Origin of the sequence: Mycobacterium sp. BK086 (genome assembly GCA_004362315.1) — a bacterium.
Lineage (GTDB): Bacteria > Actinomycetota > Actinomycetes > Mycobacteriales > Mycobacteriaceae > Mycobacterium.
Window position 1 is genome coordinate 1,854,548 of record SNWL01000003.1, and the last position, 24,819, is coordinate 1,879,366.

Here is a 24,819-nt window from a genome sequence, read left to right on the forward strand (position 1 = left end):
CTGAATCTAGGGTTGGATAAGGACTTTCAGAGCTGCGCGATCGGCCATGGCGCGGTAGCCTTCAGGCGTCTCATCGAGGCCGATCGTGCGGTCGAAGACCCGGCCGGGTTCGATGGTGCCGTCGAGAATGTCGGGCATGAGTTCCTCGATATAGGCCCGTGCGGGCGCCGCGCCGCCGGTGAGGGTGATGTTGCGCATCATCATGTCGAATCCCATTGGCGCCTGGCGGTATTGAGCCACCCCGAGTCGGCTGACGACCCCGCCGGCGCGGACTGAACCCAGGGCGGTAACCAGTGACTGCTCGGTCCCGACACATTCGATGACGGCGTGGGTGCCGTCGCCGCCGGTCAGCTCGCGAATCGTGTCCACGGCTTCGTCGCCGCGCTCGGCGACCACGTCGGTCGCGCCGAAATCGCGCCCCAGATCAGTGCGGTCAGTGTGACGGCCGTTGAGGATGATCCGTTCGGCGCCAAGGCGCTTGGCGGCCAGCACCGCACACAACCCAACCGCGCCGTCACCGATGATGGTGACCGACGCCCCGGGCCGCACGCGAGCGGTCACCGCGCCGTGGTGGCCGGTACAGAACACGTCGGACAACGTCAGCAACGACGGCATCAATGCCGAATCCGCAGCGACCGGAAGCTTCACCAGCGTGCCCTGCGCCTGCGGGACGCGGACCGCTTCGCCTTGTCCGGCGTCGACGCCCCGCGCACCCCAGCCACCGCCGTGGCGGCACGACGTCTGCAAGCCCTCTTGACAGAAGTCGCACGTGTTGTCGGCCCACACGAAGGGGGCGACCACCAGATCGCCGCGCTGCAACCCGGCGACATCGGCGCCGACGTCCTCGACGATGCCGATGAACTCGTGGCCCATCCGGCGTCCGCCGTCCTTGTGCGGCATGGATTGATAGGGCCACAGGTCGCTGCCGCAGATGCAGGCTCGGGTGACCCGCACGATGGCGTCGGTGGGGTTCTCAAGGGTGGGGTCGGGCACGTTCTCCACCCGGACGTCGCCAGCCTCGTACATGACGGTTGCGCGCATGCCCTCGACATTAGGTCGCTCGCCTGTACCCCGAACAGGGACGGTGATTCGGGGTACCAGCAGTACCCCCCGGCCGTGGCCGGGTGCCTCTACCGTGAAGTTGTGGGCACGATCGACATGCGTCGCGAGGTGCGCGAGTTCTTGAGTTCGCGCCGCGCCCGGATCAGCCCTGAACAGGCCGGATTACCGGCCTACGGCGGCAACCGGCGGGTCAAGGGGTTGCGGCGCGAAGAGGTCGCACTGCTCGCCGGTGTTTCGATCGACTATTACGTCCGCATGGAGCGCGGCAATCTGTCCGGCGTCTCGGAGAGCGTTCTCGATTCGCTGGCGTCGGCGCTGCACCTCGACGACGCCGAACGAGAGCATCTGTTTGCGCTGGCCCGCGAATCCGGCCCGCCGAGTAGGCGCCGCAAACCCAAGTCCGCCGCGACCGTCCGTCCGGTGCTGCAACAGGTCCTCGACGCCATCACCGATGCACCGGCGTGGATTCGCAACGGCCGCCACGACGTGCTCGCGATGAATCAGTTGGCCCGCGCACTCTATGCCCCTGTGCTGGCCGATCCGCGCCGCCCGGCCAACACCACGCGCTTCGTTTACCTCGATCCCGCGGCGACAGAGTTCTTCGTCGACTACGACCAGGTCGTGCGCGACGCGGCGGCAATGCTGCGGATGGAAGCGGGCCGCAATCCTCACGACGAGGACCTCATCGCCCTGGTAGGTGAATTATCAACGCGCAGTGAGCTTTTCCGGAAGAACTGGGCATCACAGGATGTTCGATTCCACCGGTCGGGCCGCAAGCGGCTGCGCCATCCGGTGGTCGGCCAGCTGGATCTGGACTTCGAAGCCATGGAGCTGCCGTCGGAGCCGGGCCTGCAGCTGAACATCTACACCGCCGCGGCGGGAACCCCTACCTCCGACGGACTCAAATTGCTGGCTTCCTGGGCCGCCAGCCATGACAATCTGCGGTCGGAGATCGGCTGAAAAGTCGGCGAAGACGCCACGCCGATTTGTACTTTGCGAATGTGACGCTCACCCGCCCCGAAACCCGGTTCGCGGAAGCCGACGGCGTTCGCATCGGCTATCAGGCCTTCGGCTCAGGAAAGCGCACGCTGATCACGGTTCTCGGGTTCGCCCAGAACATCGACGTCATCTGGGAGAACCCGCAAGCAGCCGCCTTTTTCGAACACCTCGGGTCGTTCTGCCGGGTGATCCAGTTCGACAAGCGCGGCACCGGAACGTCCGACCGCGCACTGCCGCTCCCGTCTCTCGACGCGCGGGTCCAGGATCTTGACGCCGTGATGCGCGCGGAAGCCGTGGACCGCGCGGTCCTGCTCGGCTGGTCGGAGGGCGGCACCTTGGCCGCGTTCTTCGCCGCGACGTATCCCGAGCGCACCGAAGGCCTGATTCTCAGCGGTAGCTTCGCGAGTTGGGCGCGCTGCGACGACCATCCGTGGGCGCCGACCCGTCGACAGCTGTCGCTGCTCTTGCGGTTCGGTCCGTTGCTGTGGGGCACCGGCATCGCCTCGGCCCGCAACATGGCCCCGTCCATGGCCCATCAACCCGGCTTCCGACGCTGGGTGGCCCGGTATGAGCGGTCGGCGGTCGCACGGTCGAAGCTCCCCCAGTTCGGCCGGCTGATCGCCGAACTCGACGTCCGCCACGTCCTGCCCGCGATCTATGCGCCGACTCTCGTCATGCATGCTCCCGGGGATCGAGTCGTGCCAATCCAGAGTGGCCGCTATCTGGCCGAGCACATCGTGGGTGCTCGATTCCTCGAAGTGCCGACCGACGACCACGCCGTCTGGTTCAGCGCCCGCAACACCTATGCCGACGCGATCGAGGAGTTTCTCACCGGTACCCGCCCGAACGCCGACCACTCGCGCAAACTCGCCACGGTTCTGTTCACCGACATCGTCGATTCGACGGTGCACGCGTCAAGGGCCGGCGACACCGCCTGGCGCGACGCGTTGGATCGCCACGATGACCTGTGCCGCATCGAGATCGGCATCTGCGGGGGACGCTGGATCAAGAGCACCGGCGACGGCATGCTGGCGACCTTCGACAGCCCGAGCCGCGCCGTGCGTTGCGCGTGGGCGCTCAGCGATCGGGTCCGATCAGAGCTGGGGATCGAGATCAGGGCCGGGCTGCACACCGGCGAAATCGAAACGCGCGGTGAGGATGTGGCGGGAATGACCGTCCATCAGGCTGCGCGTGTCCAAGGCGTGGCGCGGAACTCGGAGGTCGTAGTATCGGCCGCGGTGCGCAATCTTGTTGCCGGCTCCGGCATCACGCTTGAAGAGCGCGGAACGCACACGTTGAAGGGCATCACCGAGCCGTGCGAGCTTTTCCGTGTCCTCGATGTCACATCGCCACGGGGGTGAAGCCGTGCACCTGTACGAGCTGACGTTCCGCTGCTGCACTAGGCCAATTTGGGATTCAAGAACACATAGAGCACAGCGATCTTGTCGTCTCGCACCTGGATGAGGTCGAGCCCGGTGTACGCCGGCGGCTCACCCTGAGGACCCGAGCCCCACGCGAGCAATCCCGTGTCGTGCAGCACGGCCGGTTCGCCCCGATCGGCGTAGACGAAATCGGGATGGGTGGACCGCAATTCGCCGGCGAACGCGTCCACGGCGTCCAGGCCCACCAGGATTCCGTCGGGAGTGTGGACAACGCAGTCGTCGGTGTAGAACTCCTCGACGGCGGCACGCCGCCGCGCCGCGTCGCCCTCGCCGAAGACCTCTTGAAGATTTCGCTGCAGAAGCTCGATGATTCGCTCAGTCACCCTGTCTCCAACCGGTCGAAGGCTGTTGTGTATTCCTACCCGTCGAGCGGATTGGCTCCGATGCGTCCGGCGGCGTTGTTGGCGACCAAGACTCCAGCCGCACTGTCCGGTTTGCGCACGGCCTGATCCTCGAAGCACGCCAAGAACTCCCGGCCAAATCCCAATCGCGGATACTCCGCAAGGACCTCCGCTCGTTCGGCCGGGGCGAACGCTTCGGGGCGCCGACCCGCGACGTCCAAGCCAGTGGCGACCTGCAGCAGATGCGACTCCGGATCGGCGGCCGCCGTGACGTCATCGCGCATGTGCAAGACGATGATCTCCTCGGCTCTTGCCGCCCGTTCGACGGGCCAACCGGCGGCGATTCCGAAAACCCATCCGAGCGCGCCACCCGCCTCCTCGAAAACCATTCGGTGACTGTCGAAGGGCTCGGTCAGGGCGATGTCGTGCAGCATCGCCGACACGTAGTAGAGCTCGTCGTCGAAGGTGATGCTGTGCGTGGCGGCATACGTCACGCCCCACAGATACGAGCGCACGCAGTGGTTGAACAGTGCGGGCGTGTAGAACCTGGTCGCTACCGCCAGCGCAGCGTCAGCCGCCGGAGTCGATGGAAACATCACTCCATACTCTGCTTATCCGGGTTACTTCGGCAGGTTGTACGCGAACGACTTCTGTTGACGCTTCTTCATTTTCTCCAGGCACTCGTGGTGCTTACGCGCGTGGTAGGCCAGCGGAAAGTAGGTCAGCCGATCCGGCAGCACCCGATAGGCCGTGCGGATCGCGGTGTATCTGCGCATGAGCTGACGTTCCTCGCCAGCGCTCCAGGTGACGCCGAGCTTCTCGCGAAGACGGGGATCCAACAGACCCACGATCGACAGGTAGTTCAGCCGCAGCGCGGGCTTGAACGATGCCCGCACCAGGCCGGCCAACGGTGTCGGGACCGTCTTCGGCACCTCGACGTAGCCGGCCTTCAGTTCCTGAATCAACTGCAGCGCCTGCGGCGTTCCCTGCAGCGTGTCGATCATGGCCTCGTAATAATCGGCCATCTCCTGCTGCGTCTCGGGATACCCGCGCATGGGCACGTGCAGCAGGCGGGCCAGTCGCCGGTTGTCGCGCAGCAGTTCGTCCTTCTCGGCGTCGGTGAACTCGCGGCCGATCATCAACCGTCCGGCCTGGGCGTTGACGATGTAGCCGGTGGCGATCACCCACTGGTAAGCCTCGGGATTCAAAGCGCTGATCTGCTTGCCGGTTTCGGCGCTCTTCATCGTGATCGGCTTGTGCAGATCGCGGACCCGGTCGCCTTCGGCCGCGGCCTCGGCACCGCCATAGGTCCAGCGCAGAACCGAATCGACCGAGCGAATGGCGCGGCCGCCGGGATCACCGTGGAAGGCGGCCGAGTACTTGCCGGTGACCTCGGCGATGACGGGATGCATGGCCTGCATCATGAACGCCGCGCCTTCGAGGATCAGAAAGGTCCAGTGTCCGGTGTGCTCGGCGGTCAGCGAGTCCGGCGGAACGAGTTCGACCGGCCCTGAATCTGCGAAGGCCTGCTGGACGTCAAGATCCGGGGTGGCGGTCATCAGTGACTCTCCTATCGGTTGGCCAGACGCTAACCTGACTGTTAGGTCGCATTCAAGTCGCGTCAGGAGCATCTCGTGAGCACTAATAAGCCCAGTTCAGATCGCCGTAAGGCGCCACAGCAGGCACGCTCCCGTGACATGGTCGCAAAAATTGTCTCGACGACCGCGATGTTGCTGCACAAGCACGCGCCCGAGGAGATCACGACCAATCTGATCGCCGATAAAGCGGGCATCAGCAAGGGGTCGATCTATCAGTACTTCGCGAACAAAGATCAAATGATCAATGCCGCGGTGGAGCAGATCGCCGCTCAACAGGCTCCCGCGATCGAGGAGATGCTGCGGGCCAACACACTGGAGCGGCCGGAGTCGGCGATGGAGTCTGCGATCGACATGCTCATCGACTTCACGATCGCCAATCGCCGGCTGATCCGCTACATCGCCGAGCGACCCGAGCACGTCCGCGCATTCGAGAACGTTTCGGGGCTCAACGCCACCCTGCTGGCGATGACCAGGCTGCACATGACCCACTACCGCAGCCAGTACCGCGACGAGCTGAGCACCAGCGCACTGGCATGGCTGTTCTTCAACATGGCCGTGGCAACGACGATGCGTTACATCGAATCCGACGATCCGATCAGTCTCGACGAGCTGAGGGCCGGACTGAAATTCGCGTCGGCCGGCCTTCTGGCCGGCGGGAGCGACTAGCCACCCGCGATGATGCGCGCTTCCCGCAGTTCGCTCTCCTGATCAGACCGCCCCAGCCGCCCCAGCACATCCGTGGTGTGCTGGCCCAAAGCTGGTGCGGGCCCGGCCAATTGAGCGGGGGTGGAATCAAACAGCGCCGGATGCCGCGGGATACGGGTGCGCCCCACCACGGGATCGTCCGCCTCGACGAACAACCCCATCTCGATGGCGTGCGGGTCATCAGGCAGTTCGTGAGGCGGCACGATCATGGCGAAGGGCACATCTTCGGCCTCAAAACGCGCGGTGGCCTCTTCCACGGTGAGCTTCTCCGCACCCGCGTAGCAGGACTTCATGATCTCAGCCATCAACGGCCGGTGCTGATTTCGAAGATCAGCGGTCGCCAGCCGCGGATCATCCGACCCGGGAGCCTCCAGCGCGCGGCACATTCCGGTGAAGTCGGAGTCCGAGATCGGCGTCACCACACCCCACCCGTCGATGAAGCGGAAGGGCTTGAAGCCCTGCGTGAAGCTCGAGGGCTGCGACCCGTCGGAATCGAGCAGCACTTCGTTGCCGGTGGCGTCGGCCCACAGGAACGACACCACCGCGTCGACCATCGAGACGTGAACATGTTGTCCGCCACGGCCATTGGCTCGAGCCAACAGTGCCGCCGTGACCGCCTGGCTCGCATACAGCGCGGTGACCTTGTCGGCGACCACCTGCTGCAGGAAGATCGGCGCCCCGTCCGAACCGGATTGACTCGAGGCGACGCCGCCGTAAGCCTGAATCACCGTGTCGTACGCGCTGCGGTCACGGTAGGGCCCGACTTCGCCAAACCCGGTGAGCGACAGATAGACAACGTCGGGGTTGATCGCGACGACGTCGTCGTATCCCAGTCCCAGCCGTTGGGCCACGCCGGGACGGAAGTTCTGGATGACCACGTCGGCCTGCGCGGCCAGTTCGAGGGCGATCTCCCGGCCGACGGCGGTGCGGACATCCACGGCGATCGACTGCTTGCCGCGATTGCAGACCCGGAACACCGCACTCAACCCATTGACGCTGGGGCCGATCCATCGCATGATGTCGCCGATGTCGGGACGCTCCACCTTGACGACGTCGGCGCCCTGATCGGCGAAGAGGGCGCCGATGTAGGGGCCGGTCAAGGCGATCGACAACTCCAGAACGCGGACACCGCTCAGTGGCCCAGCGTGTTCTTCACCCATCCTCACCCAAACCTCCCCAGTCATCGTCCGGTAAATCGCGGTGGACGCTTTTCGCTGAAGGCCGCGAGCCCTTCCTTCGCGTCGGCCGAGCGCATCACCTCGACGACCAGCCGCTGCTCGATCTCGCGGGCGGTGGGCTCGTCGAGCCACCCGCTGGCCACAATCGATGCCTTGGCATTGCGCACGGCGAGTGGGCCGTTGGCAGCCACTTTCGCGGCGAGCTCCCGCGCCTTCTCCAGCGAGCGGCCGGTCGGCACGACGTGGCCGACCAGGCCGAAGTGATAGGCCTCCGCCGCCGTGAGCGGTTCGCCGGTCAGGATCATCTCCATGGCCTTGGTGTAGGGGATCTGACGTTTCAGCCGCACCGTCGAGCCGGCGCCGGCGATCAGACCCCACCTCGCTTCGGGCAGCCCGAACGTCGCATGTTCTTCGGCGACCCGAATGTCGGTCTGCTGCAACATCTCACAACCGCCGCCCAGGCAGGCGCCGTTGACGGCGGCGATCAGAGGCTTGGCCAGTGACCGGGTCAGCAGCAGTCCGTCGGTGATGACGCTGCCGCCGGATTTGCGTTCTGATTTCGGCTCCGACGTCTTGCCCGACGACCCGCGCACCATCCACCCGTCGGCGAGGTCACCACCGACGCAGTACGACGAGCCCTCCCCCGTCAGAATCGCGGCGCGGATGTCGTCATTGGAATCGATCTCGTCCCACGCCTCCGCCATCAACGTGATCATCGACGGTGTCAGTGCGTTGCGGCGCTGCGGGTTGTTCATGGTCAGCACGACGACGTTGCCGTCGCGTTCGACTTTCAGGTGTGGCTCATCAGCCGAATTCATAACGACTTTCTATATCAGTTCTCCACGAGGTCGGGAATCGGCTCCGCTTCGGTGAGCCAGTGGCGACCGGCCTGGCGGGCGGCCTCCCACTTGGGGATGCTCACCGAATCGTCCTGGCCCAGGTCTCCAGGCCTCGGTCCGATGCGCGCGACGAGCGGCGCCAGGGCCTTGCGATCGAAGTTGTAGATCTCGGCGGCGGCGAGTCCCAGCATCTGGCGGGTCTCCTCGATCGGGACATCCCAGAACGTGTGGCGCAGCCACTTGCGGGTGTTGGGCCAGGTTCCCTCCGGGTGCGGATAGTCGTTGCCCCACAGGATGTTCGAGACGCCGATCTCGTAACGCCGCGCCAATTCCCGACGCTCGGTCGTGGTGGCCCCGATGAAACAGTTCCGGTCGAAATACTCTGAGGGCGGCATGGTCAGGTCGCCCTCGAGCAGCTTGCTCATCTTCTTTGCGGAGTGCTCACGCAGGAAGCGGGTGTCCATCAGCCAGAGCAGATCGTTGGCCCAGAACGCGCCACACTCGGTCGCGCCCCATCGCAGCTTCGGAAAACGCTCGAATACCCCCGCCCACAAGGCAAACCACAGCGGCCTCGCGCCCCACCAGCGCACCTCGGTGGTGTAGATGCCGAGGTGCTGTCCGTAGTCGGCGCTCGGGGCGGGGCCCACGTGGGTGTGCACCGGCATGTTCAGGTCTTGGCACACGGCCCAGACCTTGTCGTAGCGACGGTCGTGGTAGGCCGGGTAGTCGCCCCACAGCACCGGGATCAGAATGCCGCCGCGCAGACCGGCGTCGGCGGAGCGTTTGATCTCGGTGACCGCGGCGTCGACGTCGGCGAGGATCGGGATCACCGCGACACCGGCGCGCCGTTCGGGGCTGTGGCTGCACAATTCGGCCAGCCACCGGTTGTGCGCCCGCGCCCCGGCCATCGCTCGGCCCGGGTCCATATCGCCGGACTGTCCCAGTCCGGCTCCGAAGGGCGCGCCGGCGACTCCGGTGACCGCGTCGGCGTCGGGGAAGATGACCTCGCCGGCCACCCCGTCGCCGTCGAGCTCCTTGTCGCGCTGTCGGACGTCCCATCCGCCGGTGATGCCTTCACCATGTTCCTCGAACCATTGCTCGGCGAATTCTTCGTCGATGAAGCCGCCGGCCTGCGATGCCGCGAGTTTTTCGGCGAGGTAGGCCTCGAAGTCGTCCCGGTATTCGGGGTCGACGTATTCGCGATACATCTCGGTGGGGAGCTCGGCATGGGTGTCGGCGGAGATGATGAGATAGGGGTCCATAACGGGCCTTTCGATTACCAGGTACGGATGGGGTCGGGCTCGAAGACGGTGCTGCTCGCACCTGCGGGTACCTCGGCCAGCGGCTCGGCGACCTCGGCCACCGTCGGGCCGATGCGATCGGTCAGGGGTTTCAGTGCGGCAAGGTCGAATCCGTAGACGGCTGCGGCATTCCCGCCGAGCATGGCCGCCACTTCCTCGGCCGGCACTCCGGAGAAGGTGTAGCGCAACGCTTCTCGGGTGAAGAATCCGGTGCCTTCGAGGTGCGGGTAGTCACTTCCCCACATGATGCGATCGACGCCGATGTCGTGGCGCTCGGCGCATTCGACGGGCCGCATGAAGCTGGCGCCGACGTAGCACTGCCGGTTCCAGAACTCACTGGGTTTGAGACTCAGCGATCCGGCGGTCGGTCCGGCGAAGCGGGCGATCGCCGAGCCTTCCCGGGCGTAACGGGCCGCCGCGACGTCGAGTGAGTCGAGGGTCGCCGGGATCCATCCGGCGCCCTGCTCGGTGAAGACGACGGTGAGGTCCGGATGGCGATCCATGGCGCCACTGAAGATCAGATGCCACAGCGCGCGGTGGGCGAACCAGTGCGTCTCGTACACCCAGATCGCGAACGAGCTGCCCCAGCCGTCGAGCGGGCTCGGCCCGGCATTGCCGCCGTGGTGGTTGACCACCACGCCCGCCTCGGCGCACGCTGCCCACAGCGGTTCCCAGTGTTCGGCATAGAGCTGCGGGATGTCCCTGCCCGGCGGAATCCCGGGCAGCAGAACACCGCCGCGCAAACCGAGTTTCGCGATCTGCTTCACCTCGGCGACGGCGTCGTCGAGGTCTTCGAGCATGACCTGCCCCACTCCGGCACGCCGCTCCGGCGACAGGGAACAGAAGTCGGCCAGCCAACGGTTGTGCGCACGCAGGCCCGCGCAGCGTAACTCCAGCTCGTTGACGGATTGCGGCGGCGTCGCGGACAGGCTCGACGACGGGAAGAACGGCGGAATGGTGTTGGGGTAGATGACTTCTCCGGCGACACCTTCGGTGTCCAGGTCGGCGTTACGCCGGTCGCTGTCCCAGTTGCGTTCGGCGTCGGCGTCGGCGAGGTCGGCGAATGGGTTGACGTATTCGGCTGCCCAACTGTCGAATTCGTCCCGGAACACCGGATCGAGGTACTCGCGGTAGTCGAGCAGGTCGGCGCCGGCGTGACAGTCCGCCGAGATGACGGTGTAGCGGTCCATGCGCTAGACCCGCGTCGGCTCGGGCCTCGGGGCGGCGAGCAGCGCGACGTCGTCGTAGCGCTGGTGCACATACGGCAGCAGCCAATCCGCCGGGACCCGTTCGGCGATCCGCCCGACCTGGACGGTGCGCCGTCGACACCAGGTGATCGACTTGATCTCGCGCACAACGATATCGGCCACCGGATCCAGCGGCGACTCCCCCAGTTCGAGGGTGCCGTCGATGTCCTCCAGCAGCTCGTAGTGCCGGTGGTATTCGCCGTAGACCAGGTGCGGATCGGTGATGCCGCCGCCGTCGGGGGCGCGCAGGAACTTGAAGTAGAACTCGGTATTCATCTGATCGGGCGGCAGCTGCGCCGGTCCGCTGATGCGGCCAGTGACCCTGATGAGCGGATACCCCAGCCGGGTGACCGACGCGATCACGTTGTCGCCGTCGCGGTCGACGGCGATATCGGCCAGTTTCTTTGGCTCGCCGAAGGTCTCGCGCCCGCCGGTGACCGACTGTTCGGTGGACTGAGGCATGAACAGCGGGTAGTCGCCCAGCAGGTCTCCGTGGCGTGAGGTGACCGAGAACACCGCCGAGCCGAACGGCGGCCTGCCTTCGATCTGGACCCGCTGGAGCTGGATCCGCACCAACGGTTCGGCCGCCGGCTCCAGGGGCTTGGGCAGCACGGCCGCGACGATCTCCGGGTCGGTGAGGTAGGTGACGGTGACGGCCTCGGTGGCGATCGGTGCCTTGGTGGCGTCGATCTCGTGATCGACGCGAGCTTCTGGCGGGCGGGGACCGTAGCGAACTCCATTGGCGCTCAAGACTTTTCTCCTTCGGATTCGGCTGCTTTGCTCAAGACGTCGACCAGGTAGTCGGGCTCGCCCCGAGCCAGGATCGATGCCGCCTTCTTGCTCACGACTTGGTCGGACGCCGCGGGCGGGCCCATCATCCAGAAGGCGTCGGCCCGGAGTCCTTCGATGACCTGGTCGGCGACCGTCTCCAGGGGCGTGAATTCGATATGGGCGCCGGCAGATTCGAAGCGGTCCACGACCTTGGCCAGCGTCTGATCGGGAGTGCGGCGTTCCTGGGTCGCGGCGTACTGCGCCGGCCTGTGCCGCCACGACTCCCAGATGCCGGTGTTGAGAAAGCCGCCAGGAAACAGGACATGCGCGCGCACGCCGGTCCCCGTCATCTCCAGGTGGGTGTAGAGGCTTTCGGTCAGGCAGAGCACCGCGGACTTGGTCATCGGGTAGACCGCGGTGGCCGGGCCGCCCATGGCGCCCCGGGCGATCGGCGCGAATCCGCCGTTGCCCGAGCAGGTGTTGACCACGTGCCCTTCGCCCTGGTCGAGCAGGATCGGCACGAAGGCTTTGATGCCGTGGATGACGCCGAGCACGTTGACGTCGATGCCCCAGCGCCAGTCGGCGAGGTCGTGTTCCCACATGTAGCCCTCGGAGACCGCGCCGGTGCCAGCGTTGTTGCACACCACGTGGACCGCGCCGAAGCGGTCGAGTGCTTGTTTGGCGAGAGCCTCGACCGACGAATAGTCCGTGACGTCGGTGACCACGCCGATGGCGTCGATGCCCTCGTCGGTCAGTGCTCGCGTCGCGTCATCGAGCGGTTCGGCGAGGACGTCGGCGAGGACGACCTTCATGCCTTCCTGCCCGAAACGCCTACCCATGGCGCGGCCGATCCCGCCGGCTCCCCCGGTCACGACGGCCACTTTGCCTCGAAGGTCGTTCATTGTGGCCATCGTCACATGGTCGCTTATGACACCGCAAGGAGTCGCATTATGCGACCATCGGCGGATGGCTCCTCGTCCTTCGCCGCAGACCGAACGGGTGGTGAACCTGTTCGAGCATCTGGCGAGCGACGGGAGCCGCGGGGTGACGTTGGCCGAGGTCTCACGCCATTTGGGCGTCCACAAAGCCAGCTGTCATTCGATGCTGTCGGAGCTGTCGCGGGCGGGCTGGCTGCTGCGCGACCCGGTCCGCAAGACCTATCACCTCGGCCCCGCGATGGTTCGGCTCGGCCGCGAGGCCGGCGGCCGCTACCCGGCATTGGTGCTGGCGCGGTCGGCGATGGCGGAGCTGTCAGCGGCGACGGGTGCGCACTGCGTGGCGTTCTCGGTGGACGAGGACTACTCGACCGTCGTCGATCAGATCCGCAGCGTCAACGGCGGCGGGCACCCGATGGCGATCGGCACCCAGTTCCCGCACCGCCCGCCGTATGGAGCGTCTACGGTCGCGTGGGCGGGCCCGGAGGCGCGCGAGCGCTGGCTCAGCACGCTGCCCGAGGATGTGCGCGATCGCTACCGCCAGGCGATAGCCAATGCGACGCAACGGGGTTACGCGGTAGGACTGCATCTGCTGCCCGATCTACGACTGCAGGAGCTGGCATTGATCGTGCGCAGCGCGGAGGTTCGCTCCACGCGCTTGAGCCAGCTGGCGCAGGCGTTGACCGATGAACTGATCCACCAGGAGGAGTGGTTCCCGGCCAGCCTCGCGCCGGACGGCACGTACACGGTGAGTCACATCGACTCCCCCATTCTCGGTGCGGACGGGTGTATCTCGCTGATGCTCAGTCTGGTGCCGAGCGCCGAGCCGATGAGCGGCGCCGACGTCACGCGGATCGGTGAGCAGCTCGCCGCAGTCACCCGCCGGCTGAGTGCGGCGTTGGCCGATGACGTGTAACTCCTGGGCCGCTGCGGCCGAATACCTTTCATGATGTCGACGCGTGCACTGGCCGTCTTCGCTATGGCGCTGCCCGTCGCGACTGCCGCACCGGCGCACGCCGATCCGCTGCCGGTCTTCTGCGCACCGGCCACCGTCGTCGACAATGTGTGCACCGCACGTCTGACGTCGGTGACCGCGGACGTCATCAACGGGACGATCACCGGCGCGCCCGTCGGTGGCGGGGCGCCGGTAACCCTTGCGGGACAACTGGATGTGTACCAGAAGTCAACGGGTTTCGGTGCTCCGTTGCCCGACGCCGTCCAGCAGTGGGACACCAACATCGACAGCGTGAGTGGGCTCAGCGTCGACCCGTCCGATCCCGGTTGGTACGGCAATGCCAAGTCCCGAGTGTTCATGCCTCGGACGCTGAATGACCTTGCGGTGCAGTTCCCTCCGGACGTGTTGGTGGTCCGGTTCACCCCCGATGATGCCGCGCCGGGCACGTTCCGCCTGGTGTCGATCCAGCCGACGGCGCCATAGACGCGGCCAGTCAGACCGAAGCGCGGGAGATCAAGGGCAAGACTCAAGGTCCTTCTTGACCACGCCGAAACTGACTTTCGTGCTCTCGGTGAAGCTCGCCCCAGGTGCGGGAGTCGAACTGCAGACGACCCAATTCCGATCGTTGATCTGCATTCGCCCAAGGCCCGTCAAATCCGTCGAGCCGCTGTACCAGACAGCATCATTGGTCAGCGATTGGATAGCGTCTTGTGCGCCTTGGAGGTCCTTGCCGATCAAATTCGGCATGGTCCACGTCTCGGCAACGGCCACCGGTGCAAGTCCCAAAGCCGCGCCAGCTAGTCCGATCGCACCAAGGCTGGCGGCGACTCTCATCAGCACTCGCACGCGTAGCCGTCGCTGTCACGGTCCTGGCTCGGCGTGTACAGCGGGCTATCCGGCGTGATGTCGCAGTAGCCGGCCGCCTTGGCAGCGGTGCAGTTCTTGAACGGCACCGTGGGCGCCGCATGCGCGGGCGCGGCGACACCGATGGCAATCGCGCCGAAGGCAGATGCGGCGAGCACGCCGATGAGTCGAATCACGATGGTCCCCCGTTTTCAATCAAGTGCTGTCGCCGAGAGGTTAGTGAACCTAACTGGACTTATTGGCTGGAACGTTAAAACTTGTTCACGCGGATTCCCGCCGCGCCGTGGCGTTTCTGGACAAGGGGCGTGTTGGATGCAGCTATGACGACATCCACGACCGGCGAGGGCATCGTGACCGTGGCCGAGACCGGCACGGGTACCTACACGCAGCAGATCGCCGCGGGGCAGCATCAGCTGTTCGCCGACGAACCGCGGCCGATCGGCGACGACGCCGGGCCCACGCCGTACGACTTGCTACTCGCCGGGCTCGGGGCGTGCACCTCGATGACGGTGCGGATGTACGCCAATAAGAAGGGCTGGCCGCTGGAGCGGGTCGAAGTGAGGTTGCGGCACACACGCATTCACGCTGAAGACTGTGCCGAGTGCGAGACCGAGAAAGGCATGATCAGTCATATCGATCGGTCCATTACCTTGGTGGGCGATCTCGATGACGATCAACGCGAGCGACTGATGGCGATCGCGGAACGTTGCCCGGTGCACCAGACGCTGACGTCCGAGATCAACATCTCAACGTCGTTGGTGTGAGCAGGATTCGACGCTTTCGATCACGACCTCGGGACCTGTCGTTAGCAGCCTCCGAGACCTCGAATAAACGAGGACGCTGACCAGAAATGAAGTAGACGACTACGCTGTCGCGCGGCATCAAGCGGGTTGATGCTGGTTGAGCCGGGGGCTTGAGCTCCCTGCGGGTCGACCGGGAGGTGACATCGCCATGGCAACTGCAGCGTCCGACGCCGCGCCGGCTTTCTTGGCTCGTGCCCAAAAAAGCCTTTCGGTCGCCCGCGACCAAGACGGATCACGGTGGGTGAACGGATGACGAACGATAGAGCTGAGCTGCGGTTGGCGCTGGTCTGCTACGGCGGCGTCTCTCTCGCTGTGTACATGCACGGCGTCACGAAGGAACTACAGAGTCTCATCAGAGCGGCGCGGGAATTCGACAAGGACTTGCCTCAAAACCCGTTCCGCAACGCTTCGCCGGACGGCACGGAGGCAGCCTATTTCGACGCCCTACAGGACCTCAAGGCCGCCGGCCACCCGTTATCAGTCAGCATCGACATCGTCGGAGGCACGTCGGCGGGTGGGATCAATGGTGTCGCCCTGGCCAAAGCTATGGCGCTCGGTGCCAGTCAAGGTCCGCTGAAGGACGTTTGGATCGAACACGGCGACCTGCGCGATTTGTTGCGAGCGCCGAAATTGTTCGGTTTGGTGTCGCAGGCGCTCGTGGCCTTGATCTGGCAAGCGATCCGATTTCGGGGGCCCGCCACCCCGCTGCGCGGTGAACTCATGTCCCAGTTGCTCTTGCGTGCATTGCAGCAGATGGACGGAACCCCGAACGCCACGACGCTCATCCCTGAGGGTGGGACTCTTGACTTGTTCGTCACCGCGACCGACCTTCGCGGTTACGAAGTTCTGGTGCCGTCGGGAGCAGGGGGCGCGAGCCAACGCGACCGCGACAATGTACAAGTCCTCGAATTCCACTCCGAGGATGGCGAATTCGACAAGCCGTTCACCGCAACACTCGCCTTCGCCGGGCGGGCGACGGCAAGTTTCCCCGGCGCGTTCGCACCAGTCACCATGGTGAGCTTCGAAGACGAAACCCACACCAGCGGAATGGAACTCCATCCGTCGGTCTTCCGATATCAGTATCCCGACAATGCCACGGCGAACTCGGTGCCCTTCGTCGACGGCGGGGTGCTCGACAACGCACCCTTCGACGTTGTCATCTCCGCGATCGCCCGCAAGCGGGCCGATTCCCAGGTACATCGCCGCATCATCTACATCGAGCCTGACCCTGGGCGGCCTCTCTACGCCAAGCCGGATCCCCAACGGCCCACCAAGCGGCGATATCTCAGAGATCTGATCGCCGTGTTCGGCGTGAAGGGCAGCCATCCAATCCTTCAGGAACTCGTGGAACTGCGCGATATCAACGCGCAGATCGGGGAGGTCAGCGCGATCACCGACAGCCAGGAACGGTATGTCCACGACCAGCTCAGAGAAGCCTTCACCGCTGTCGTCCTTGCCGCAGTGGGATTGGCGGAGCCGCCCGATCAGAGTGGTGAATCGTCGACGGGAGATGGCCTGCAAGCACTTTCGGACGCGATGTACAGACAGGCGCAACGATCACTCGGACCAGCCTGGTACACCTACGAACGGCTGAAGTTCGAGGCGACGATCGAGCGCCTGGGCAAAGAGGTGGCACGCCGCTTCGGCTATCCATCCCAGTCAGGGCGGGCCAGCTTCATCCGGACCACGTTCGTGGCCTGGGCACGCACCGAGCCGGCCTGGCTGGAGCCATACCTTCCCGACGGAGCGGACAGCCAGCTCAGCACACTGCTGCGCCCGACCGATGCACCGTATCGGGAGCGGCGGTTGCTGTTCATTCTGGCCGGTATCAGCGCCATGTATACGGCCGGAGCAGACGGCGGGCCGATCGCACCACGGGCGGACCTCGATCAGCTGAAGACAACCGCATGGAACATGTTGGAGGCACTGCGAACAGGAGTCACGGCCGTCGTCAAGGACCTGGATGACGTGCATTTCCTCGAGTTCGACGAGTCGAGCCCTGAGATCCTGATCGATCCGACTGAGTATGCCCGCGAACACAATTCGCGGTTCGACACCCTCTTCACCAGCTATCTGGAGAAGATGAACCGTGAGCTCGGAGACGGCAGCACAGATCTTCGGCAGGCTTTCGTGACGGTGGCGGACGGGCCGGGCTGGACGGAGACCGCCCGGCAGATGCTGTTGAATCGCTACCTCGGCTTTCCGTTGTGGGACGGGATGATCTTCCCCACCCTGTCCCTGACCCACCTGCCGCAATTCACGCCAATCGGGGTGGCGCAATTCAGCCCGCTGATGGCGACGAAGCTGAAATCGTACGACGACACGGGGGCCGTCACCCCCAAACTCAAGGGTATCCCGTTCCACCACTTCGGCGCCTTCCTGAACGCGAAATCCCGTGAGAACGACTATCTTTGGGGGCGGTTGGACGGTGCCGAACTGATACTGCGGATGTTGCAGGACGTCGGCGGGGCTGCGGTCGCACCAGCTGGCGATGTCCCTCATCTGGCCCAGGCCTTGCAGGCGGTTCTCGACACAGAGAGCGGCCTGAAGAGGGTCAAAAAGCTGCGCGAAGAGCTGCAAGCACAGGTGACGGCGCTGGCGACGGCGAACGACAGCTCACTATGAACTGATCAGTTGAGTCTGCGGACGTTTTGGATACTCACCGTGAACCCGTCCCACCGCAGATCGCCCGCCATCACGATCGAGGGACAGCACTCAGCGTCGGCTGGCGCGTTGGCCAACCACTTCACGTGCACCAGGCCGTCGCTGATCGAGAGATCCGAGACCACCTCGCGGCTGTGGGTGATGTCCCCGAGGTCCACTCCCCCCAATCGCGTTGGTCCAGCCGTATAGAGCTGGACAGTCTCCGACCAGGGCACCCCGCCGGCGCCGCAGTCGGTCACCATCGCGGCGTCGATGTTGTCGCCGCCGGTCAGACTGCCGAAGGCAACCTTGTAGGGAGTGCCAGGCTGGTCGTTTCTCTTGGCGATCATCACCGGCCCGGGATGCAGATCTTGCGGTGGCAGAATGCCATTCACCAGATTGCCCGGATCGTGCTGACACAGCGCGGGAACCGGAGCGGACAACAGGTCGGCCACGGTGACCGAACTGCCGCCGGTTGAAGGGCTTGCCGGATCGGCATGGCTGGTCGCCGGTGCGATGACGCCCACTGTGAAGACCAAGCAGACGGCCGCGGCTCTCGTCAGGTTCATGGTCAGGTGACCCGCGTCCAGGCTTCACAGTTGTGTGACTCGAACGCCTTCACCGTGGAATTGATGTTCGCCATCATCGGGCCGATGGACATGTTGGTCGCGATGACGTGGTCCTTGTTCGTGTCGGGCGTGCTGTAGGTGAACCACACGCACATCGAATCCTGTGTCGGCACGTCGTTGATGTAGACCGCCCAGGTCGACGCCGACCCACTGGTGTTATACAGACCGGGCGCGATGTCCGGGCCGACGAGGAAGAAGCCCTCCCCGGGAATCGGGTCCAGGGGATCTGCATTGGCTGGCGGGGCAAGCACGATCGCGGCTGCCGCGGCAAGAAGCCCGGCCGAAGCGCGATGCAGCAGAGTTGCGTGGCGCATGTGTCCCCCTTTCTCGGTTCCATCGGAACCGTATGCCGTGGCCGCGGCTACCGAGCACAACATTTAGGATCACGACCACAGAGGCGATCAGAGCGAGGGGCGCGGGCAATGACCGCACGCAGCGATGTCTTGCAGGACGGGCTTGTCGACTGGGTGCCCCTCGAGCGAATTCACTGGTCTGTCAGCAACGAGAACAAGGGACAGCCTGCTTCAGCCATCCGGACGAAAGTCGTCGACCTCATCACCGACCTCGTTACGGAAGGGCTGTTCGTCATTGGCGACACGACTGGCGAGGGCGGCGTATTCGTTCCGTGGAAACTGCCCCTCGCTGATGCCCTCAGCCGAATTCGCGAGGTCTATATCGACGATTTCGACGAAAGCAACACCTGGGGCTGGGCCGTCTGGCTGGACCTGACCGATAAGGGCCAACCGGTGGCCGAGAAAATCAACGCGGAATGGCGTGCTTCACAGGCTGATTCATGACCAGCTGTCCCCATCAACGGCGCCCGAGGTCGTCGGCGCGGTCGCCGCTATCCACTACACACAACTGACTAGTTGTCCGATGGGGGTGGTTGTGGTTCGTAGGGGTGGTACCACTTCCATTGTGCGCGTTCGCCGATCGGTCCGGGACACGGCGGGACGTCGGGTGGGGAATGGTTCGGCGGGCGGGCCAGCGATCCTGGCGTGAGTGGGTCGCCATCGCAGTCGGTGACCGTGAGGTGCTCGGCGGGTCCGGTGATGGTGATGTCGCCGCGGTGATGGGCCCGGTGGTGATAAGGGCACAGCAGGACGAGGTTGGACAGCTCGGTGGGGCCGCCGTCTTCCCAGTGCTGAATGTGGTGGGCATGCAGTCCGCGGGTGGCGCTACACCCGGGGACCGCGCAGGTGGCGTCGCGGTGTTCCAGCGCGCGACGCAGCCGCCGATTGACGGTGCGGGTGCTGCGGCCGGCACCGATGGGGCGACCGTCGCGTTGGAACCAGACCTCACAGGTGGCATCACAGGTCAAGTATTGACGATCAGCATCGGTGAGCAGCGGGCCCAGATGCACTTCCCCGGTGCGCTTTTCGACATCGACGTGCACGACCACGGTGGTGCGCTGCCCGTGCGGACGGCGCGCGACCTCGGCATCCCAGCCGGCCTCGACCAAGCTCATGAACGCATCGGTGGTATTCGGCATCGGTGGCGCGACCTCCGAGGAGTCGGCGCCGTGCTGCCGTTTCCACTCCGCAACCAGTGCGTCGTGATGCGACTGCAACGCGGCGTCGAAGGGCGCCGCTTCGACGTGAGGAAGGGTGATGGTCCAGGTCGTCGTGTCCTCACCCGAGGTTTTGGTGATCCTGCGTTTCGGTTCGGGCCGGCGATCGGGGCCAGGACGCGGCTCCAACTTCACCGCTTTACGCAGCTGACTGACCGTGGCGACCGAGGCCAGTTCCGCATAATGCTCATCAGAACCGTCGGCGGCACGGGCGGCGATGACACCGACCTGATCCGCCGAGAGCCGACCCTGCCGCATCCCTTCTGTGCAGCGCGGGAATTCATCGAGCCGGTGCGCGATCGTGGCAATGGTGTCGGCATTCGCCGACGACGTACCCAACTTCCAGGCCACCAACGCCGACACCGACCGCGCCCCGGTATTGCCCCAGATCCCGTCATGGTCGATCTCGGCCACGATCTCCACAATGCGCCCATCAATCGCATTACGCTGACCGGCCAACTCCGACAACTCCTCGAACAACACCTCAATACGCTTCACCGGCTGCGCTGTGGTCGAGGACATAACGACATCATGACAGCGAGGTACGACAAGTTTCGGCCACACGAATCGTGGGCCAAGAGGATGCCGACGATGGCGTACTCGATTGCAGACATACCTACGCCGTTGACAACGACCACCGACACCGAAAACACATCCAGCCCAACAGGACCGAGGCGTTTTGGAAATGAACTACTTGGTGCGCACCCCTTAGATCACACCGGAGCGTCGATGCGCTGCGCCAAATCCCACAGGTACCCGAACGGATCTTGCACCCGCGCCCGCAGGTCACCCCACGGTGTCTGCGCGGCAGCCATGCGCACGGTCGCGCCACGTGCTTCCATCGAGGCAACCGCCTGGCGGACATCGTCGACATACAAGTAGAAGATGAAGTGCGGCGGCGAATCGGCGGTGGTCTGACTCAAATCCGAATCCCAGCCCGGTTTGTTCAGGGTGATGTTGGTGCCCCGATAGCGCATGCGGGCGAAGAACGTCTGACCGTCCCCGTCGGGTAGCACCGCGATCGGCACCATTCCCAGGGCCTTGGCGTAGAACTCCACCGCAGCATCGACGTCGTCGTAGACGAGCCCCACCGTGTTCCATCCGAGGCCGGGCCAGGGGTGCTGCCGTGCTTCGACATTGGCGAACCAGTCGCCGTCCGGCATGGTCAAACTCATCGATCCTCCATCGGGACAAACAGACGAGGCGACCCTAACCAGACCCACCGACACTGCCGTCGATGACGGCGTTCACCTGAATCTCGACCCGCATCTGCGGGTCGCCGAGAACAGCGACCCCGATGGCCGTCCAGAGCGGTGCTCGATCTCCCATTCGTGTGCGGAATTGCTCGACCATCGTCTCCAGTTGCGCGGCCCCGATCTGACCGTTGGCGTCCGGCAGGTGGTAGGAGTGCACACTGACCACATCACGCCAGGACGCCCCGGCCGCCGCCAATGTCCGCTCGACGTTGTCGAAAGCTTGGATGATTTCGTCGCGGACCGACGCGGGAAAATTCCAGTCGTCGTCCCAACCTCCTTGGCCCGCGGTCTCGACCCGGTTGCCATAGCGGACGGCCTGCGAATAGTGGAATTCTCGTCGCTGGCCTTCGCCGTAGCCGGGAGTGATGAAGAATTCTGCGGCAGCCATGTCCCCCATCTTGCCCCGGCCCCACAACGAAAACACCCCCGGCCCAACAGGACCGGGGGTGTTTCGTTGAAACTACTTAGTGCGCGTGCCCGTGATGACCGTGGCCGGCATGCTCGTCGACCTCGACCGGCTTGTCCACGACAGCCGTCTCGGTGGTGAGCACCATCCGGGCCACCGATGCGGCGTTGAGCACCGCGGAGCGGGTCACCTTCACCGGATCGATCACACCGTCGGCGATCAGGTCGCCATAGGTCAGCGTCGCGGCGTTAAAGCCATGCCCGGCAGGCAATTCGCTGACCTTGTTGACCACGACGGCCCCGTCCAGACCCGCGTTGGCGGCGATCCAGAACAGCGGAGCCGACAGCGAGGAGGCGAACACCTCGACGCCCAGCGCCTCGTCACCGGACACCTCAGCACGCAGCGCATCGAGGGCGGCATTCGCCTGAACCAGGGCGCTACCGCCGCCGGCGACGATGCCCTCTTCGACCGCGGCCTTGGCCGCCGCAACGGCGTCCTCGACCCGGTGCTTGCGCTCCTTGAGCGCGGTCTCGGTGGCAGCACCGACCTTGATCACCGCAACGCCGCCAGCCAGCTTGGCCAGCCGCTCCTGCAACTTCTCACGGTCCCAATCGGATTCGCTCGCCTCGATCTCGCTCTTGAGCTGCTTGACGCGGCCCGCGATGTCGTCGGCAGAACCACCGCCGTCGACCAGAACGGTGTCGTCCTTGCTGACCACGACGCGGCGCGCGGTGCCCAGCACCTCGAGGCCGACGTCACGCAACACCAGGCCGACATCGGGGTTGACGACCTGTCCGCCGGTCACGATCGCCAGGTCGTCGAGGAACGCCTTGCGACGGTCACCGAAGAACGGCGCCTTGACCGCAACGGCCTTGAGCGTCTTGCGAATTGCGTTGACGACCAGAGTCGACAGCGCTTCACCCTCGACGTCCTCGGCGACGATCAGCAGCGGCTTGCCGTCCTGCGCAACCTTCTCCAGCAGCGGCAGCAGGTCGGGCAGTGAGCTGATCTTGTCGCGGTGCAGCAGCACCAGCGCGTCCTCGAGGACGGCTTCCTGCGAATCGAAATCGGTGACGAAGTAGGCCGAGATGAAGCCCTTGTCGAAACCGACACCGTCGGTGATCTCCAGCTCGGTGTTCAGGGTCGAGGACTCCTCGACGCTGACCACACCGTCGCCGCCGACCTTGGTCATCGCCTCGCCGACCAGCTCGCCGACTTCCTCATCACGCGAGGAGACGGTGGCGACCTGACCGATGGCGACCTTGTCCGACACCGGCTTGGCCGCGGCCAGCAGTGCCTCGGACACGGCGTCGGCCGCCCGGCCGATGCCCGCGCCGAGCGCGATCGGGTTGGCACCGGCGGCAACGTTGCGCAGGCCGTTCTTGATGATGGCCTGTGCCAGCACGGTGGCCGTGGTGGTGCCGTCACCGGCGACGTCGTTGGTCTTGGTGGCCACCGACTTCACCAGCTGCGCACCGAGATTCTGGAAGGGATCTTCCAGCTCGATCTCACGGGCGATGGTCACGCCGTCGTTGGTGACCGTCGGGCCACCGAATGCCTTGGCGAGCACCACGTGGCGACCACGCGGGCCCAGCGTCACCTTGACCGCGTCGGCGAGCTTGTCGACGCCGACCTCCATGGCCCGGCGCGCAGTCTCGTTGAACTCAATCTGCTTGCTCATATATAAGTCCTGACTTCGCTCCAGCGCGTTCCGCCCCGGACACCACCCGTACGCATACGGGGATCTCCGGGGCGGTTCACGACTGCTACTTGTTGACGACCGCCAGCACGTCGCGGGCCGACAGGATCAAGTACTCTTCGCCGCCGTACTTGATCTCGGTGCCGCCGTACTTGCTGTAGATGACGGTGTCGCCCTCGGCAACGTCCAGGGGAATCCGCTTCTCGCCATCCTCGTCCCAGCGGCCGGGGCCAACTGCGACGACGGTGCCTTCCTGCGGCTTCTCCTTGGCGGTGTCCGGGATGACCAGACCGGATGCGGTGGTCGTCTCGGCCTCATTGGCCTGTACGAGGATCTTGTCCTCGAGTGGCTTGATGTTCACGGCCACGATGGAGTCCTCCACTTAGTTAACTTGCGGGCCGGGGCTGTGCGCCCGGACCAGTCGGAATTACCAGGTGTTCGGCAAACGTCCATGCCCTCGCGCCGTCGTCGCGGGTGCCGACACAGGGGTTGTCCGCAAGCCACCTAGCACTCTATACATGCGAGTGCTAGCACTCAAGGGTGGCCTGCTGCGTATTCGCCCAGAGCGGACGCCGCAGCTCAGGCCGGGCGCTCGTGCAGAACCCGCAGGTCGCCGAAAAACGCGATGACCAGCGCGTTAAAAAGGTCGGCGCGTTCCCACTGCAGAAAGTGCCCGGCTCCCGGCAGCACGACGGGCCCGGTCCGGTTGGTGAAGGCCACCTCGCAGAGGTGCACGAACTCGGGGCCGACGACGTTGTCGTCCATGCCGTAGAGGATCAGCGTGGGCACATCGACCTTGCGGTCCATGATCGGCAGCTCGCTGAACGGCCGGCCGTAGGCCAGCTGGTACGGGGCCCAACCTGCCCGCAGCCGCTCCTCGGTCCCCCACGGTTCGGTCATGAAGGCGATGTCGTCGGCGCTGAAGGTCCCCGGCGAGGCCCACAGCCGGTGGCCGTACATCTCGCCGATGTAGCGCCGCCGCTTGGCGGCGGTGTCCAGCTCGGCAGCCAACTCGTCCGGGGTTTCGCCCTGCCGCTGCCGGTAGTCGCCGGTCGGACCGTCGCTCAGGATGCTCGACGGATCCAGACCCGCGGCGACGTAGTCGTCGAAGACCAGCGGCGGCACGGTATCGAAGAAGACCAGCTTGTCGACGAATCCGGGATACCGGTGCAGCAGGTCCACCGCGACCGCCCCACCGACATCGCCGCCGACCACCCCGCAGTGCTCGTGGCCCAGGACGTCGTGGACCAAGAGGTAGACGTCGCGGCTGTAGGCCGCGAGGTCATAGACATCGTCGGCCGACAGGTCCGAGTCGCCGTGCCCGCGCAGATCCGGCGCGATCACCTCGTAACCGGCCGCGGCCAGTGCGGCGATGTTGCGCCACCAGATCCGCTTGGTCTCCGGGTAGCCGTGCAACAACAGCAGCGGGTAGCCGCCAACACCTTCACGAACGTAGGCCAGAGTCAGCCCGTCGCGGCCGGCTGTCGGCGGCACCTCGGAGCGGTGGATCGTGAACGCATCCGCCGCCGGGGTGGCCGGTTGCTCGGGACGCAGACGCAGGTCGTAGTGCACGGGA

General features: G+C 65.3%; 28 protein-coding genes. 8 read left to right on the forward strand and 20 right to left on the reverse strand.

All coding sequences use genetic code 11. The features are described 5' to 3' along the window. Positions 1-6 precede the first annotated feature (6 nt). Positions 7-1,041 carry a zinc-binding dehydrogenase gene (locus EV580_RS09190; protein ID WP_133690715.1) on the reverse strand — a complete coding sequence of 345 codons (1,035 nt, stop codon included), beginning with the start codon at positions 1,039-1,041 and terminating at the stop codon, positions 7-9. A gap of 102 nt (positions 1,042-1,143) precedes the next feature. On the opposite strand from EV580_RS09190, the gene EV580_RS09195 reads away from it, so the two are divergent. Next, on the forward strand, positions 1,144-2,022 hold the full coding sequence (locus EV580_RS09195; protein ID WP_133690716.1) for a helix-turn-helix transcriptional regulator: 879 nt from the start codon (positions 1,144-1,146) through the stop codon (positions 2,020-2,022). Between the two features lie 41 nt (positions 2,023-2,063). Further along, on the forward strand, positions 2,064-3,422 hold the full coding sequence (locus tag EV580_RS09200) for an adenylate/guanylate cyclase domain-containing protein (RefSeq protein ID WP_133690717.1): 1,359 nt from the start codon (positions 2,064-2,066) through the stop codon (positions 3,420-3,422). Between the two features lie 38 nt (positions 3,423-3,460). Here the strand turns inward: EV580_RS09200 and EV580_RS09205 are convergent, their stop codons facing one another. Genes EV580_RS09205 through EV580_RS09215 form a run of 3 tightly spaced genes read right to left on the reverse strand, consistent with a single transcriptional unit; the run spans position 3,461 to position 5,403 of the window. Then, the gene (locus EV580_RS09205) at positions 3,461-3,826 is read right to left on the reverse strand and encodes a nuclear transport factor 2 family protein (protein ID WP_133690718.1); all 366 of its coding nucleotides are present in this window, start codon (positions 3,824-3,826) and stop codon (positions 3,461-3,463) included. 35 nt (positions 3,827-3,861) lie between these two features. Beyond that, positions 3,862-4,440 carry an HD domain-containing protein gene (locus EV580_RS09210; RefSeq protein WP_133690719.1) on the reverse strand — a complete coding sequence of 193 codons (579 nt, stop codon included), beginning with the start codon at positions 4,438-4,440 and terminating at the stop codon, positions 3,862-3,864. A gap of 24 nt (positions 4,441-4,464) precedes the next feature. Then, the gene (locus tag EV580_RS09215; RefSeq protein WP_133690720.1) at positions 4,465-5,403 is read right to left on the reverse strand and encodes an oxygenase MpaB family protein; all 939 of its coding nucleotides are present in this window, start codon (positions 5,401-5,403) and stop codon (positions 4,465-4,467) included. 138 nt (positions 5,404-5,541) lie between these two features. Here EV580_RS09215 and EV580_RS09220 point away from each other — a divergent pair, with 138 nt between their 5' ends. Beyond that, the gene (locus EV580_RS09220) at positions 5,542-6,108 is read left to right on the forward strand and encodes a TetR/AcrR family transcriptional regulator (RefSeq protein WP_133690721.1); all 567 of its coding nucleotides are present in this window, start codon (positions 5,542-5,544) and stop codon (positions 6,106-6,108) included. Here the strand turns inward: EV580_RS09220 and EV580_RS09225 are convergent. The 6 genes from EV580_RS09225 to EV580_RS09250 are packed head-to-tail and all read right to left on the reverse strand — an operon-like array spanning position 6,105 to position 12,400. Further along, entirely contained in the window at positions 6,105-7,307 is a 1,203-nt protein-coding gene (locus EV580_RS09225) for a CaiB/BaiF CoA transferase family protein (protein ID WP_133690722.1), read from the reverse strand. The genes EV580_RS09220 and EV580_RS09225 overlap by 4 nt on opposite strands. A gap of 20 nt (positions 7,308-7,327) precedes the next feature. Further along, positions 7,328-8,143: an enoyl-CoA hydratase-related protein gene (locus tag EV580_RS09230; RefSeq protein ID WP_133690723.1), complete on the reverse strand. Its 816-nt coding sequence runs from the start codon at positions 8,141-8,143 to the stop codon at positions 7,328-7,330. Positions 8,144-8,157: 14 nt separating this feature from the next. Further along, on the reverse strand, positions 8,158-9,426 hold the full coding sequence (locus EV580_RS09235) for an amidohydrolase family protein (protein ID WP_133690724.1): 1,269 nt from the start codon (positions 9,424-9,426) through the stop codon (positions 8,158-8,160). 14 nt (positions 9,427-9,440) lie between these two features. Next, a complete protein-coding gene (locus tag EV580_RS09240; RefSeq protein ID WP_133690725.1) occupies positions 9,441-10,655 on the reverse strand; it encodes an amidohydrolase family protein in 1,215 nt (404 codons plus the stop codon). A gap of 3 nt (positions 10,656-10,658) precedes the next feature. After that, complete coding sequence (locus EV580_RS09245) at positions 10,659-11,462, reverse strand: acetoacetate decarboxylase family protein (RefSeq protein WP_133690726.1); 804 nt, start codon at positions 11,460-11,462, stop codon at positions 10,659-10,661. Beyond that, entirely contained in the window at positions 11,459-12,400 is a 942-nt protein-coding gene (locus EV580_RS09250) for an SDR family NAD(P)-dependent oxidoreductase (protein WP_133690727.1), read from the reverse strand. Before EV580_RS09250 ends, EV580_RS09245 begins: the two co-directional genes overlap by 4 nt. A gap of 49 nt (positions 12,401-12,449) precedes the next feature. Between EV580_RS09250 and EV580_RS09255 the strand changes: the two genes are divergently transcribed. After that, positions 12,450-13,334 (forward strand): IclR family transcriptional regulator, encoded by an 885-nt coding sequence (locus EV580_RS09255; protein WP_133690728.1) that lies wholly within the window; start codon positions 12,450-12,452, stop codon positions 13,332-13,334. Positions 13,335-13,364: 30 nt separating this feature from the next. Further along, complete coding sequence (locus EV580_RS09260; RefSeq protein ID WP_133690729.1) at positions 13,365-13,856, forward strand: hypothetical protein; 492 nt, start codon at positions 13,365-13,367, stop codon at positions 13,854-13,856. A gap of 30 nt (positions 13,857-13,886) precedes the next feature. Here the strand turns inward: EV580_RS09260 and EV580_RS09265 are convergent, their stop codons facing one another. Continuing rightward, on the reverse strand, positions 13,887-14,207 hold the full coding sequence (locus EV580_RS09265; protein WP_133690730.1) for a hypothetical protein: 321 nt from the start codon (positions 14,205-14,207) through the stop codon (positions 13,887-13,889). Beyond that, the gene (locus EV580_RS09270; RefSeq protein ID WP_133690731.1) at positions 14,207-14,413 is read right to left on the reverse strand and encodes an excalibur calcium-binding domain-containing protein; all 207 of its coding nucleotides are present in this window, start codon (positions 14,411-14,413) and stop codon (positions 14,207-14,209) included. The genes EV580_RS09265 and EV580_RS09270 overlap by 1 nt, the downstream gene beginning before the upstream one ends. Positions 14,414-14,557: 144 nt before the next feature. Here EV580_RS09270 and EV580_RS09275 point away from each other — a divergent pair, with 144 nt between their 5' ends. Both EV580_RS09275 and EV580_RS09280 read left to right on the forward strand, forming a co-directional pair. Beyond that, entirely contained in the window at positions 14,558-15,001 is a 444-nt protein-coding gene (locus EV580_RS09275; protein ID WP_133690732.1) for an OsmC family protein, read from the forward strand. Between the two features lie 276 nt (positions 15,002-15,277). Beyond that, on the forward strand, positions 15,278-17,665 hold the full coding sequence (locus EV580_RS09280; protein ID WP_133690733.1) for a patatin-like protein: 2,388 nt from the start codon (positions 15,278-15,280) through the stop codon (positions 17,663-17,665). Between the two features lie 5 nt (positions 17,666-17,670). Here the strand turns inward: EV580_RS09280 and EV580_RS09285 are convergent, their stop codons facing one another. Beyond that, on the reverse strand, positions 17,671-18,252 hold the full coding sequence (locus tag EV580_RS09285; RefSeq protein WP_133690734.1) for a hypothetical protein: 582 nt from the start codon (positions 18,250-18,252) through the stop codon (positions 17,671-17,673). A gap of 2 nt (positions 18,253-18,254) precedes the next feature. After that, positions 18,255-18,626 (reverse strand): Rv1352/Rv1906c domain-containing protein, encoded by a 372-nt coding sequence (locus EV580_RS09290; RefSeq protein WP_133690735.1) that lies wholly within the window; start codon positions 18,624-18,626, stop codon positions 18,255-18,257. 108 nt (positions 18,627-18,734) lie between these two features. On the opposite strand from EV580_RS09290, the gene EV580_RS09295 reads away from it, so the two are divergent. Further along, on the forward strand, positions 18,735-19,109 hold the full coding sequence (locus tag EV580_RS09295) for a hypothetical protein (protein WP_133690736.1): 375 nt from the start codon (positions 18,735-18,737) through the stop codon (positions 19,107-19,109). Between the two features lie 68 nt (positions 19,110-19,177). Here the strand turns inward: EV580_RS09295 and EV580_RS09300 are convergent, their stop codons facing one another. From EV580_RS09300 to EV580_RS09325, 6 genes are all read right to left on the reverse strand, one after another. Next, on the reverse strand, positions 19,178-20,404 hold the full coding sequence (locus tag EV580_RS09300) for an HNH endonuclease signature motif containing protein (protein WP_133690737.1): 1,227 nt from the start codon (positions 20,402-20,404) through the stop codon (positions 19,178-19,180). Positions 20,405-20,595: 191 nt separating this feature from the next. Continuing rightward, on the reverse strand, positions 20,596-21,057 hold the full coding sequence (locus EV580_RS09305; RefSeq protein WP_208114579.1) for a VOC family protein: 462 nt from the start codon (positions 21,055-21,057) through the stop codon (positions 20,596-20,598). A 34-nt stretch (positions 21,058-21,091) separates the two neighbouring features. Further along, positions 21,092-21,526, reverse strand: a complete 435-nt coding sequence (locus EV580_RS09310; protein ID WP_133690738.1) for a Rid family hydrolase — start codon at positions 21,524-21,526, stop codon at positions 21,092-21,094. A gap of 76 nt (positions 21,527-21,602) precedes the next feature. Then, positions 21,603-23,225, reverse strand: coding sequence for a chaperonin GroEL (groL, locus tag EV580_RS09315; protein ID WP_133690739.1), 1,623 nt, complete (start codon positions 23,223-23,225; stop codon positions 21,603-21,605). An 85-nt stretch (positions 23,226-23,310) separates the two neighbouring features. Further along, positions 23,311-23,613, reverse strand: a complete 303-nt coding sequence (gene groES, locus EV580_RS09320) for a co-chaperone GroES (RefSeq protein WP_036421278.1) — start codon at positions 23,611-23,613, stop codon at positions 23,311-23,313. A gap of 209 nt (positions 23,614-23,822) precedes the next feature. Then, a complete protein-coding gene (locus EV580_RS09325) occupies positions 23,823-24,815 on the reverse strand; it encodes an alpha/beta fold hydrolase (protein ID WP_133690740.1) in 993 nt (330 codons plus the stop codon). Positions 24,816-24,819: the final 4 nt, after the last annotated feature.